A 12,870-nucleotide genomic window follows, 5' to 3' on the forward strand; every position below is an offset into this window, starting at 1 on the left:
GCTTTACTCCATCCGTTCAAAAATCGGTTTCAAGGTCTGCTGCCACACCTGTTCGTTCACATCGCCCACATGGCGGTAACGGATCACCCCCTGACTGTCGATGAGAAAGGTCTCGGGGGCGCCGTACACGCCCAGATCCAGCCCCAGCATGCCGCGTGGATCATACAAGTCGATGGCATAGGGGTTGCCCAGGTTCTTCAACCAGCGCAGGGCCTTTTCCCGCTCGTCCTTGTAGTTCATGCCCACGATGTAAATGCCCTCTTTCGCCTTCAGCTCGTTGAGGTATTCATGTTCGGCATAACAGGTCGGACACCAGGTGGCCCAGACGTTGAGCAGCATGGGTCGGCCGGTAAAGATGTCGCGGGTGAACTGCTGCTCCGGGTTCTGTAACGACGTCAGGCTGAATTCCGGCACCGGCTGGTCCAGCAGCGCCGACTCCAGCTTGCGTGGGTCGGAAAACAGCCCCTTGTACAGGAAGGCACAGGCTCCCAGAAAAATCAGCAGCGGGATGGACAGGATCAGGACTCGACGATTCATGCGGCCTCCAGCGTCTTTTTGCTACCGAAGCGATAGCGTTTGTCGACCATGGAAATGACACCGGCGATGGCCATCAGCACGGCGCCGAACCAGACCCAGCGAATAAAGGGTTTGTAATAGAGTCGTACCGCCCAGGCGCCGTCATCCAGCTCTTCGCCCAGTGCCGCATACAGATCGCGGGTAAAACCGGCGTCGATGGCCGCTTCGGTCATCGGCATACGCTGCACCAGATAAAGCCGTTTTTCCGCCTTGAGCTTGGTCAGCTCCCGGCCGTTCTTGCTGACGCCAATCACGCCCTTGAAGCCTTCGTAGTTGGCACCATCGGCCTGACGGGTTCCTTCGAAGGTAAAGGTATAACCGGAGAAGGTCACGCTGTCGCCGGCAGACATCCGCACATCCCGCTCTATGCTGTAGAGCTGGGTGCAGCTGATGCCGATGATGGTCACCGCCAGGCCGATGTGGCCGAGGAACATGGCCCAGTGACTGTTACCCAACTTGCGTACACCGGTTGCGAATGCATGACGATGGGTGGCTCGCACCCAGGTTTCCTGCAGGCTGGTGATCACGATAAAAGCCCCCAGGCCCAGACCCACAGCGGCCCAGACTTCGAACGTCTCGGCAAAATACCAGGGCAGGAAGGCCCCGATAGCCACGCTGGCCACCGCCGCAAACAGCAGCTTGCCATTGATCTCCTTCATGCTCTGGCGACGCCAGCGGAACAGGGGGCCGGCGCCCAATAACAACGCAAAGGGGATGATCAGCCAGGCATAGAGGCTGTTGAAGAAGGGCGCGCCAATAGAAATACTGCCCAGACCCAGCTCCTTGTGCACCAGCGGCAGCAAGGTACCAATCAGCACCACCACCAGCCCGGCCATCAGCACTATGTTGTTACCGAGCAGCATGCTCTCGCGGCTGGCCAGCTCATGCTTGCCATGGCTTTTGACCTCGGCACCCTTGATGGCGTAAAGCAGCAGCGAGCAGCCGATGACCAGCATCAGGAATACCAGAATAAAGAGGCCTCGGGTCGGATCCGAGGCGAAGGCATGCACCGAGACCAGCACCCCGGAACGTACCAGGAAGGTACCGAGCAGGCTCAACGAGAAGGCCATGATCGCCAGCAACACAGTCCAGGCCTTGAAGGTGGCCCGCTTTTCGGTCACCGCCAGCGAGTGGATCAGCGCCGTACCGGCCAGCCAGGGCATGAAAGAGGCATTTTCCACCGGATCCCAGAACCACCAGCCGCCCCAACCCAGCTCGTAATAGGCCCACCAGGAGCCCAGTGCTATGCCCAGCGTCAGAAAAATCCAGGCAGCCATGGTCCAGGGACGGGACCAGCGGGCCCAGGCCGCATCCAGCTTGCCGGTCATCAGGGAGGCGATAGCGAAGGCAAAGGCGACCGAGAACCCCACATAGCCCATATAGAGCATGGGTGGGTGGAATATCAACCCCGGATCCTGCAGCAGCGGGTTCAGATCCCGGCCATCGACCGGAAAGAACGGCAGGGTGCGCTCGAAGGGATTGGAAGTCACGATAACGAACAGCAAAAAGCCGACGCTAATCATGCCCATCACGCTCAGCACCCGGGCCACCGCATCCAGCGGCAGCGCCCGGCTGAAGCGTGCCACGGCGGCAGTCCAGCCGGCCAGTGTCAGTACCCACAGCAACAAAGAACCTTCGTGGGCGCCCCACACCGCCGAAATACGGTATTCCAGTGGCAACAGGCTGTTGGAGTTGGAGGCCACATAGAGCACGGTAAAGTCGTGATCGATAAAGGCCCAGGTCAGGCAGCCGAACGACAGCAACAGGAAGCCAAACATGGCGTAAGCCAGCGGGCGAGCCAGCAGCATCATGCCGACGTTGCCGCGAGTGGCCCCGAGCAGCGGATAAATACTCAGTATCAGACTCGCCGCCAGGGCGAGGATCAGGCTGAACTGACCTATTTCAGGGATCATGACCGGCTTCCTTTCAACTGCTCTTGAGAATATTCGGGTTTGACGTGCTCTATTCCCTTGAGCGCTTCGGCCACTTCCGGCGGCATGTATTCTTCATCGTGTTTGGCCAATACTTCGAATGCGGTAATGGTACGGGCATCATCAAGGTGACCCTGGGCCACTATACCCTGCCCTTCCCGGAACAGATCCGGCAGTATGCCATCGAAAATGACGGTAATGACTTCACCGCCCGCATCCACCAGATCGAAGCTGACCTTGAGGCTTTGTTGGTCACGGCTGACCGAGCCCGGCACCACCATGCCACCGATGCGCAGGCGCTGGCCCACTTCCGGCTTGATGTGATCCTCACCCTTGCCCTGCACCAGTTCGGTGGGGGTGTAAAACAAGTCGATATTCTGCTGCAGAGCATAAAGCACCAACCCGGTCATGACCGATAATCCGATCACCACCGCCAGCAACAGAGTCATGCGCTTTTTACGTCTGGGGTTCATAAGGTATTCTCCAACTTCTGGGCGGCTTTACGACGAGCCGCCCGGGCCTGTTTCTGTTTCACTGCACGCAGCAGGCTTTTTCTGGTGTTCAGGGTCGATATCACCAGCGCCAGCAGCGCAAAAATGGTCAGACCAAAAGACAGCCAGACATAAAAGCCGTAGCCACCCATGGCCCAGAATGCGGACCAGCTATCAAATTTCATCCTGTTCCTCCGCCAGCTTCATCACCCAGGGGCGATGGGATTCACGCCGGATCAATTCATTGCGCAACCGCATCAGGGTCAGCGCCCCCAGAAAACAAGTGAAAGCCAGTATCATGATCAACAGCGGCCAGAGCATGTCGTTGGAGATGGAAGGCCGGTCAAACTTGGTGATACTGGCCCCCTGATGCAGGGTGTTCCACCATTCCACCGAGTAGTGGATGATGGGCAGATTGATCACTCCCACCAACGCCAGAATACCGGCGGCCCGGCCGGCCAGTACCTTGTCGGAAATGGCGTTATAGAGCGCGATGACGCCAAGATAAAGGAACAGCAGTATCAGCTCCGAGGTCAGGCGGGCATCCCATACCCACCAGGCACCCCACATGGGTTTGCCCCAGGCGGCGCCGGTAAGGAGCGCGATGGCGGTAAAGACGGCACCCACAGGGGCGATGGCCGCTACCGCCATGTCGGCAGTCTTGATCTGCCACACCAGGCCGATGAAGGCGGCCACCGCCATCGAGGAATAGGCGCCCATGGAGAGAATGGCGGCGGGCACATGAATGTAGATGATGCGAAAGGCATCACCCTGCTGATAATCCGCCGGCGCAAAGGCCAGTCCCCAGGCCAGGCCTATGATAAAGGACACCATACTGAACACGGCAAACCAGGGTAACCAGAGGCCGGCCAGCCGATAGGCTTGCTCTGACTTGGCGTAGGGATGTAACCATTTCCACATGTTGCTCACAGACCTTTTTTGTATTGAATATTGTTTACAGAGACTTGGTTAACTGGAGTCTAAGATATCCCAAATCTGTCGTTCAAAACACCTTGACCCTGGTTAGTTGACACTCACTCGCAGCGCCGAGGCGATGGCAAAAGGTGCCAGGGTAGTACTGCCCACCAACATGGCCGCCAGAATTGCCAGCTGACCATCGTAGGGGGCGCCAAAAGCTGCGGCCTCGATGGCCGAAGTAGCAAAAATCAGTACCGGAATATACAGCGGCAGCGTCAGCAGACTCAACAGCACACCCCCCTTGCCGATACCGACGGTAAGCGCCACCCCGATGGCGCCAAGCAGACTCAAAATCGGCGTGCCCAGCAACAGGGTCCAGAACACGGCCTGAAAACCCACCATGTCCAGACTCAGCAGCACCGCCACCAGGGGGGACAGCAGCAGCAGCGGCAAACCGGTCAGCAACCAGTGCGCCAGCACCTTGGCCAGCACCAGTACCCCCAAAGGACAGGGCATCAGCATTAATTGTTCCAGGGTACCGTCAATAAAATCGTCTCTGAACAATCGCTCCAGCGCCAGCAACGACGACAACAACGCCGCCACCCAGACGATGCCGGGGGCGATACGCGCCAGCAGCGTCGGCTCGGGACCTATGCCTAACGGAAACAGGGTGATGACAATAACGAAAAACCATAGAGGGTTGAGGATGTCGGCTCGCCGACGCAGGGCCGACACCAGCTCGCGACGCAGCACTCCGGTAAACATGGTTCTCATGCCGGCTCCTCGTGATAAGGGGTCAGCTGCAGGGAACGAGCCCGGCTGGCACTGAGGGACAAGTCCTGATGGGTGGTGATCAGCACCATGCCGCCGGCGTCGGTATGATCCAGCAGCAGCCGTTCCAGCACCCTGACACCGTGCTTGTCGATGGCGGTGAAGGGTTCGTCGAGAATCCATAACCGGGGCCCGCCCAACCACAGCCGGGCCAGCGCCACCCGCCGTTTCTGGCCGGCAGACAGCTGACCGGCTGGCTGATCCTCGAGTCCCGCCAGGCCCACCATGGCCAGCACTTCCCACAGATTGGCGGTACTGTCGGCATGGTGCATGCGGCGGAAGAAGGCCAGGTTCTCGAAAGCGGTCAGCTCGTGCTTGATACCGGCCTGATGGCCGAGATAGAGCAGGTCCCGATGATAGTCGTCCCTGTGCCCTTCTATGTTCTCGCCCTGCCAGCGCACCTCGCCACCGTAGGGACGAGACAGGCCTGCCAGCAAGCGCAACAGACTGGTTTTACCGACGCCGTTGGGGCCGGCCACCTGCACCAGTTCACCGGGCGCCACCGTCAGAGACAAGTCACCGAATAAGGTGCGCTCTTCACGGACACAGGTCAGGGCTCTGGCTTCAAGCATAATCGTTGATAATTCAGACCATTAAAATGGGCGCCAGTCTAGCACATGGCACCCATTTATACAGAAAGAAACATAGTCGGGGACGCGTGAGGGGTAACCGAACGAAAAACCACAGTCTGTATTGGAGACGGTATTTACTCTTCCCCCTCACAGCTGCCCATTCGCGAGGGAAACTATTGCCGATGCAGGGAAATCAGCAGCTCGGCTTCGGCCCTCGGCATCTCGCACTCGGCCATGATCTCGTCGATATCGGCGCCCAGTTGCACCATGCGAGTCGCCCGACTGTAGAGTTTGCCCTGAGGATCTTTCAGCGCCAGCTCCTGCTGCTGCTCGCTTAGCTGCCCCTGTTGACGGTGCAAATCGCTCACCTTGTTGCCAAGCCCGATATTGGCCGCCTGCAGCTCTTCTATCTGTTTGCGGTAACTGTCCCGGGTCCGGGTCAGCTCACGCATCAGACGGCTCATGGCCTCCAGCTTGCGCTGGCTCTGACGCCACATCGACCAGGACACCAATAAAGCCGTCATGGCCAGCATCAACGCCACTATCGCCAGAATAAACGCCGGCTGCAGCCACATTACAACTGGCCCAACTCGTCCCATTCATCGTCGGACAACAGCTTGTCCAGATCCACCAGGATCAGCAGCTCCTGTTCGCGATTGCACACGCCCTGAATAAATTTGGCGCTTTCGCTGGTGCCGACATTGGGGGCGCTTTCGATCTCGGACGACTTGAGATATACCACCTCGGCCACACTGTCGACCAGGATGCCGATGACCTGTTTTTCCGCCTCGATGATCACAATACGGCTGTTGTCGGTAAGCTCTGCCGGCTGCAGGCCGAATCGCAGCCGGGTGTCGAGCACCGTCACCACGTTGCCACGGAGATTGACGATGCCCAATACATAGTCCGGCGCACCCGGTACCGGGGCTATATCACTGTAGCGCAGTACTTCCTGCACCTGCATGACATTGATGCCGTAGGTCTCGTTATCAAGACGGAAAGTAACCCACTGCAATATCTCTTCGGCAAGATTTTCCGCTATGTTGCGATGACTGTTCATAGATTTTCCCTTATGCCTGCTCAGACTTGTTGTCCGTCGATATTCTTACCCTGCTCCAGCAGCCCGATCAAGGCGTCCACATGCAGCAGGGCACACATTTTGTCTTTTACCATGCCCGCCAGCCAGGGCCGGGAGCCCGGCATGGCGCGCCATTTCACCTGCTCCCGGGTCAGCATCGCGGTACCTTTCAGCAGATGGCAGCCCAGCCCCCAGTTGCTTTCACCCAGCGTCACCAGATACTGATATTCTTCTTCGGCCTGATGGCCAGGCATGGCCCAGCGCGCGGTGTCCACCACATAGAGTTGACGCTCACGCTCGGTCAACACACCGGCGAACCAGTCGGGCTTGCCGAACAGGCTGGTCAGCCTGGACATCTGATAGATGCCCCCCAGGTGAGTCAGCGGTACCGCAAAGGTCATGCCTGCCACCTCGAAGAACAGGGCCTGGAAGCTGTTTTCGGTGTCCATATTGTGCCATTCGGCAACGGCCGGTGCTTCGATGGCTACCGGCGTTTCTGTCGCTATCGGCATCGTCGGTGTCGGCGGCGCCGGTTCGCTCATTGCCGGCTCCTCGATGGGCTGAACAGCCGCCGGAGGCACAAGTACGGGCTTTTGCTCCCGTGACGGCTCCGGTTCGGGCGCCAATACCTCGACCGGCAACGGCAGACTTTCTTCTTCTTTCAGCTCGGCCACCCGGGCCAGCAGGGCCTCCAGCCCCAGGCGTCGTTCCTCCTCGGCCGGATCGGCAAAGGTCGTGGCCGGGCCGGATGCGGCAACCGGTACCGATTGCACTGATAATGGCGCCGGAGAACTTTCTTCCAGCAGGGCACCAAAATAATCGTCGAGGGCGTCGGATTGTCGTTGATTCATAATGCCGGCTCCACGCCATCTAGCTGCCACAGGTAGCGCAGCAGGGTCTGGTAGGCATAAACCCCTCGGCTGCCTTTGGCGAAACAGGACGGTGGTTCATGGCGCAGGCTGGCATCGCGAAACTTGGTATCCACCGGGATCACCGAGGGCCAGAGCCGCTCACCATACTGTTGTTTCAGGCTGTCCAGGCTCTGCACCGAGGCTCGGGTGCGCTGATCGTACATGGTTGGCACCACCGTATAGTTGAAACCGTCTTTTCTGGCCCTGTGCATCAGGGCAAAGGTACTGACCATGCGCTCCAGTCCCTTGATGGCCAGAAACTCGGTCTGCACCGGCACCAGTATGCGATCACAGGCGGCCAGCGCATTGACCATCATCACCCCCAGCACAGGCGGGCAGTCGATGATGACCACATCAAAGTCATGCTGCAGTTCTGTCAGCAGGCGCTTCAGTACCAGTCCCATGCCTTCACGGCTGCTGGAGGTACGATCCAGCGTCGCCAGGGAGATCGACGCCGGTAACAGCGTCAGGCCCTCGAAACGGGTTTTCAGCGCCACCTGCTCGAACAGGGTGCGGGTCGGCCGCTGGGCCTGAAAGAGATCGAACAAGGTGTGCGGCAAGACATCCATATCGTAATCGAGATAGGAAGTCAGGGAGCCGTGCGGATCGGTGTCGATCAGCAACACCCGTTTGTTGCGTTGCGCCAGCAAACCGGCGAGCGCCACGACGGTCGTGGTTTTACCGACGCCCCCTTTCTGATTTGCTACTGTCCAGACAATCACTGCTTCGCCCCGTCTTGTGTCGATGTTGTACCGATACGTATGCCACCACCGGGCAGCTCATACACCCGCAGTGCCGGACTCTGCTCCCTGTTCAACGGCCGTGACGGCAAGGCAGTTCGGGGTTGCCACCGGTGTGCCGAGATGGCAATTTCGACCCGTCTATTCCGGGCTCGCCCCCGCTCGCCCAGCTGTTGCTCCCGTGGATGAAATTCGCCGAAGGCCTCCAGCGCCACGCGCGGCGCGGCAATCCCTTCATGAAGCAGCCACTCCAGTACCGCCCGTGCCCGCTCGGCAGAAAGCTGCCAGTTGGAGGCATAGAGTTCGTTGCTGATCGGCAGATTGTCTGCGTAGCCGCGAATCCGAACAAAATGATTCACCGGCGCCAGCACCGGTACCAGGGTGTGCAGCACCGGCTGGGCATTGCCCCCCAGCAAGGCGCTGCCACTGGCGAACAGCAGCTTGCCATCAAAGCTCAGGGTCAGCCAGTCGCCATCGTTTTCAAGCCCCACCAACCGACGTTCCAGCAAGGGGGCCAACCGTAGCTCCAGTTCGGCTTGCAGACGGGCCAGGCTGACCTCCTCCGGTGGCGCCGGCGCGCCGGTTCCGGCGGCGGCAGACTCGGAAGCCACCGCCAGCCGGCTGATCGCCGCCCGAGCGGGCAACGCATCGCCACCAAGCCGCACCAACGCCTGTTCCATGCCATCCAGCATGGGTTGCTGCAGCTCGGTTTTACTGGCATGAATGGCGTACAGCACCACAAACAGCGCAAACACCAGCGTCATGTAGTCTGCATAGGACACCAGCCAACGCTCCAGGCCGGCACTGTGCGGTCCGGATGCCAGCGAGCGGCGCTTCATTGACGCTGCCCCTGATACTGGGCCAACTGCCGGCTGATCGATAGGCTGCTGTCGCCACGGGCGATGGCCAGCAGGCCGATGGCGGTCAGCTCCCGATAGCGCAGTTCAAGCCGGTACATGGCCCTCAGCCGATTGGCCAGTGGCAACAACAGCAGGTTGGCCAACCCCACCCCGTACAGGGTGGCAACGAAGGCCACGGCGATGCCCGTCCCCAGCTGGCTGGGTTCATCCAGATTTGACATCGCCTGGATCAGCCCCAGCACGGCGCCGATAATACCTATGGTCGGGCTGTAGCCGCCCATGGCCTCGAATACCCGGGCTTCCAGCTCTTTCTGCTCCTCGATACGATCCAGTTCGTTGTCCAGCAACTGCTCCAGGGCCGCCGGCTCTGTGCCATCCACCAACCATTGCAATCCCTGGCGGGTGAAGCGGTCCAGCGCATGATGTTCGATCTTGGACTCGAGGGCCAGAAATCCGCCCTGCCGCGCTTCATGCGACCAGTGCAGCAGCCTGGAGGCCTGCTCCTGAAAGGGCCAGGGCGGCCGGCCGAACAACGTCGTCAACGCCTTGAGCGCCGCCTTGCACTGTAACCAGGGTGTTTGCAGCATGACTGCCCCCAGGGTACCACCACAGACAATCAGCAAGGCGGGGCCGTCCAGTAACCCAGCCAGGCTGCCGCCGTGCCACCATTGGGCCAGGGTGAGACAAAGCAGCGCCAGCACCAGCCCGGTCAGCGCCATATCAACCGCCCATCTCGTTGATGATGGCCTCGCCTATCAGCGGCAAGGACAGGGATTCGGTAGCAATACCGGCCTTGGCTACCGCCTGAGGCATGCCGTAGACCACGCAGCTTTCTTCATCCTGGGCCCAGATGCTGGCCCCCTGATCTTTCAGCAGCCGGGCGCCTTCCCGTCCGTCCGCGCCCATGCCGGTCAGCACCACCGCCAGCACCTTACCGCCGTAGATTTTGGCGGCCGAGGCGAAAGTAATGTCGACACAGGGTTTGTAATTAACCTTGTCATTGCCTTCCAGGATCCGTAGCCGGGCGGCGCCGGGACGGCCTTCAAACAGCATCTGTTTGCCGCCGGGTGCCAGATAGGCATGGCCAGGACGCAGTTGATCGCCGTCTTGCGCTTCCTTGACCCCTATCTGGCACAGGCCGTCGAGCCGGGCGGCAAAGGCGGTGGTGAAGGTACCGGGCATATGCTGGATCAGCACTATGGGATGGGGGAAGTTCGCCGGCAGCTTGGTCAACACATTCTGCAGCGCGACCGGGCCCCCGGTCGAGGTGCCGATGGCCAGCAGTTGATAATGCTTGCCGCTGCGTCGGGGCAGACTGCGGCGATCGACAACCGGCTCGGGCGCAACCGAGGTTACCGGTGTGGAGGCCAGGCGGCCGACAACGCCGGAGCCGGAGCCGACCGGCGTCGACCGGCCGCGCAAGGGGCTGGGCGCCGTCGCCCGAGGCGTCATGAAGGCCCGGCGGCGGGCGATGGTCTTGACCCTTTGCTGCAGCAACAGAATGGCTTCCTCTTTACTGCGGGCTATGTCTTCGAATCGCTTGGGTAAAAAGTCCATGGCGCCGGCGTCCAGCGCATCCAGCGTAGCCCGGGCGCCGTCGTGAGTCAGCGAAGAAAACATCAGCACCGGTGTCGGGGTCGCCTTCATGATGGCTCGCACCGCAGAAATGCCATCCATGACCGGCATTTCTATGTCCATGGTGATCACATCAGGACGCAGCAAGCGGGCTTTTTCCACCGCCTCCTGACCATTGGTGGCGGTGTCCACCACGGTCAACAAGGGATCCTGCTCCAGGATCTCGCTGACGCGACGACGAAAAAAACTAGAATCATCAACCACTAACACCCGAATAGCCATTATTATCCTCGCACTCGCTTTTTGTTATCAGGCATAACGCCGGGCATAGGCCCTGATCAGACCAGCCAGATCCAGGATCAGCGCGATGCCGCCATCGCTGGTAATGGTGGCCCCGGCCATGCCGGGGGTACCGTGCAGCAGCTGATCGAGCGGCTTGATCACCACCTCTTCCTGACCGATAAGACCATCGACCACAAAACCGACCTGCTGATTTCCCACCACCACTATCACCACATGCCCCTTTTCCTTGCGGGCTAGACGTTCGCCTTTCAGCAGCCAGTCCTGCAGATAGAACAGCGGAATGGCGCTGTTACGCACCACTATGGTGAGCTGGCCATCGACGGTACTGGTGCGGGTCAGATCGAGATGGAAAATCTCGTTGACGTTGGTCAGCGGCAACGCAAAGGTCTGCTTGCCCACCAGCACCATCAGGGTTGGCAATATTGCCAGGGTCAGGGGCACCTTGACCTGCAGCCGGGTGCCCTTGCCTTTTTCCGAGTCGATATGAATGGAGCCATTCACCGAGGTAATACCGGTCTTGACCACATCCATACCCACGCCTCGGCCGGAGACATCGGTAATTTCCTGTTTGGTGGAAAAACCGGGGGCAAAGATCAGGTTATAGGCTTCGTTATCGCTCATGCGGGCGGCACCGTCCGCATCGAGGATGCCCCGGCTGATGGCGATGCTTTTGAGCTTTTCCGGATCCATGCCGGCACCGTCATCTTCGATGCCGAGCAGGATGTAGTCTCCCTCCTGAGAGGCGGTCAGCCGAATGACACCGGCCCTGGGTTTACCGGCCGCTTCCCGCTCGTCGGGCATCTCTACCCCGTGATCGCAGGAGTTTCGCACCAGGTGCACCAGCGGATCGGCCAGCGCCTCCACCAGGTTTTTGTCGAGGTCCGTGTCTTCCCCGACCATTTCCAGATTGATTTCCTTGTTCAGGCTGCGCGCCAGATCTCGCACCACCCGCGGGAAGCGGCCGAAAACCTTCTTGATCGGCTGCATGCGGGTTTTCATAACGGCACCCTGTAAATCACCGGTCACCGCATCCAGATTGGCCACCGTCTTGGAAATATCTTCATTGTCATGACTGGCATCCAGACTGAGCAGGCGGTTACGCACCAGCACCAGCTCGCCCACCATATTCATGATGTTATCGAGGATCCTGGTATCCACCCGTACCGTGGTATCTGGCGCCGGGGCCTTGGTCGGGGCCTTGACCGGCGCCTTCTCGGCAACGGCCGTCGCCGCCACCGGTACCGCGGCGGCCGCAGTACCGGTCGTCGCTACCGGGTCGGGCACGGAGGCCACGGCGGAAGCAGGCACAGAAACCGTCACCGAGGGCCCCTTGCCGGAACCATGCAACTGGTCGAGCAAGGCTTCAAACTCCAGGTCATCAATCTCGTCATCACTGGATGCCTGGCTGGGCGGCGGCGCGGCGGCCGGCTGCGGAGCGCCGCCGTGCTTGCCGACACCGTGCAGCTGATCCAGCAGCGCCTCGAATTCATCGTCGGTAATATCATCGCCACTACCGGCAGAGACAGTGTCAGCAGAAGCGGCAGAGATCATATCAGCGCTGTTTTCTGCCGATGCCTCGGGAGCCAGTTCATCCAGCATTTCCTGATATTCGGTTTCGCTCAGACCGGCAATGGACGCGTCCACCGCCTCGGGGATCACCCCGGTGTCAGCCATCGCCTCGTCATCGCCGGCGGGCTCGCAATAACGCTCCAGAGCATCGAGCAACGGCGGCTCGGCCGGAGTCGGGTCCTGACGGTTCTGGATTTCGGCAAACATGTTGTTCACCGAATCCAGCGCCCGCAGAATCACGTCCATCAGCTCGGAAGTCACCCGGCGCTGGCCGGTGCGCAAAATATCGAACACGTTTTCGGCTTTGTGGCAGGTGTCCACCAGTGCAGTCAGCGACAGAAAACCGGCACCACCTTTAATGGTGTGAAAACCGCGAAAAATCGCATTGAGCAAGTCTTTATCATCCGGCTGGCGCTCCAGTGTCACCAACTGCTCCGACAATTGCTCCAGAATCTCCGATGCTTCCACCAGAAAGTCCTGCAGAATGTCCTCATCTACCTCAAAGCCCATGTGTT

15 protein-coding genes are annotated in these 12,870 nt (G+C 59.9%); all 15 read right to left on the reverse strand.

Translation table 11 applies throughout. The annotated features are described in order from the left end of the window. Positions 1 to 3 precede the first annotated feature (3 nt). The 15 genes from ACLEIV_RS14250 to ACLEIV_RS14320 all read right to left on the reverse strand — a co-directional run bounded on the left by ACLEIV_RS14250 (position 4) and on the right by ACLEIV_RS14320 (position 12,865). Positions 4 to 537 (reverse strand): DsbE family thiol:disulfide interchange protein, encoded by a 534-nt coding sequence (locus ACLEIV_RS14250; protein WP_410457298.1) that lies wholly within the window; start codon positions 535 to 537, stop codon positions 4 to 6. Next, positions 534 to 2,489: a heme lyase CcmF/NrfE family subunit gene (locus ACLEIV_RS14255; RefSeq protein WP_410457299.1), complete on the reverse strand. Its 1,956-nt coding sequence runs from the start codon at positions 2,487 to 2,489 to the stop codon at positions 534 to 536. Before ACLEIV_RS14255 ends, ACLEIV_RS14250 begins: the two co-directional genes overlap by 4 nt. Then, the gene (ccmE, locus tag ACLEIV_RS14260; protein ID WP_410457300.1) at positions 2,486 to 2,980 is read right to left on the reverse strand and encodes a cytochrome c maturation protein CcmE; all 495 of its coding nucleotides are present in this window, start codon (positions 2,978 to 2,980) and stop codon (positions 2,486 to 2,488) included. The genes ACLEIV_RS14255 and ccmE overlap by 4 nt, the downstream gene beginning before the upstream one ends. Continuing rightward, entirely contained in the window at positions 2,977 to 3,183 is a 207-nt protein-coding gene (ccmD, locus tag ACLEIV_RS14265; protein WP_410457301.1) for a heme exporter protein CcmD, read from the reverse strand. Before ccmD ends, ccmE begins: the two co-directional genes overlap by 4 nt. Continuing rightward, complete coding sequence (locus ACLEIV_RS14270) at positions 3,173 to 3,919, reverse strand: heme ABC transporter permease (protein WP_410457302.1); 747 nt, start codon at positions 3,917 to 3,919, stop codon at positions 3,173 to 3,175. The genes ccmD and ACLEIV_RS14270 overlap by 11 nt, the downstream gene beginning before the upstream one ends. A gap of 102 nt (positions 3,920 to 4,021) precedes the next feature. Continuing rightward, positions 4,022 to 4,690 (reverse strand): heme exporter protein CcmB, encoded by a 669-nt coding sequence (gene ccmB, locus ACLEIV_RS14275; protein ID WP_410457303.1) that lies wholly within the window; start codon positions 4,688 to 4,690, stop codon positions 4,022 to 4,024. Next, a complete protein-coding gene (ccmA, locus tag ACLEIV_RS14280; protein ID WP_410457361.1) occupies positions 4,687 to 5,322 on the reverse strand; it encodes a cytochrome c biogenesis heme-transporting ATPase CcmA in 636 nt (211 codons plus the stop codon). The genes ccmB and ccmA overlap by 4 nt, the downstream gene beginning before the upstream one ends. A gap of 170 nt (positions 5,323 to 5,492) precedes the next feature. After that, entirely contained in the window at positions 5,493 to 5,894 is a 402-nt protein-coding gene (locus ACLEIV_RS14285; RefSeq protein ID WP_410457304.1) for a DUF2802 domain-containing protein, read from the reverse strand. Further along, positions 5,894 to 6,379: a chemotaxis protein CheW gene (locus ACLEIV_RS14290; protein WP_410457305.1), complete on the reverse strand. Its 486-nt coding sequence runs from the start codon at positions 6,377 to 6,379 to the stop codon at positions 5,894 to 5,896. Before ACLEIV_RS14290 ends, ACLEIV_RS14285 begins: the two co-directional genes overlap by 1 nt. Positions 6,380 to 6,399: 20 nt before the next feature. After that, on the reverse strand, positions 6,400 to 7,248 hold the full coding sequence (locus tag ACLEIV_RS14295; protein WP_410457306.1) for a chemotaxis protein CheW: 849 nt from the start codon (positions 7,246 to 7,248) through the stop codon (positions 6,400 to 6,402). Then, positions 7,245 to 8,030, reverse strand: coding sequence for a ParA family protein (locus tag ACLEIV_RS14300; RefSeq protein WP_410457307.1), 786 nt, complete (start codon positions 8,028 to 8,030; stop codon positions 7,245 to 7,247). Before ACLEIV_RS14300 ends, ACLEIV_RS14295 begins: the two co-directional genes overlap by 4 nt. Beyond that, positions 8,027 to 8,887: an OmpA/MotB family protein gene (locus ACLEIV_RS14305; RefSeq protein WP_410457308.1), complete on the reverse strand. Its 861-nt coding sequence runs from the start codon at positions 8,885 to 8,887 to the stop codon at positions 8,027 to 8,029. Before ACLEIV_RS14305 ends, ACLEIV_RS14300 begins: the two co-directional genes overlap by 4 nt. Further along, positions 8,884 to 9,627 (reverse strand): flagellar motor protein, encoded by a 744-nt coding sequence (locus ACLEIV_RS14310; protein ID WP_410457309.1) that lies wholly within the window; start codon positions 9,625 to 9,627, stop codon positions 8,884 to 8,886. The genes ACLEIV_RS14305 and ACLEIV_RS14310 overlap by 4 nt, the downstream gene beginning before the upstream one ends. Before the next feature lies 1 nt (position 9,628). Continuing rightward, positions 9,629 to 10,765, reverse strand: a complete 1,137-nt coding sequence (locus ACLEIV_RS14315) for a protein-glutamate methylesterase/protein-glutamine glutaminase (protein ID WP_410457310.1) — start codon at positions 10,763 to 10,765, stop codon at positions 9,629 to 9,631. A 27-nt stretch (positions 10,766 to 10,792) separates the two neighbouring features. Then, positions 10,793 to 12,865, reverse strand: coding sequence for a chemotaxis protein CheA (locus ACLEIV_RS14320; RefSeq protein WP_410457311.1), 2,073 nt, complete (start codon positions 12,863 to 12,865; stop codon positions 10,793 to 10,795). Between the last annotated feature and the right edge of the window lie 5 nt (positions 12,866 to 12,870).

Source organism: Oceanisphaera submarina, assembly GCF_046521305.1.
In the GTDB taxonomy this organism is placed as follows: domain Bacteria; phylum Pseudomonadota; class Gammaproteobacteria; order Enterobacterales; family Aeromonadaceae; genus Oceanimonas; species Oceanimonas submarina.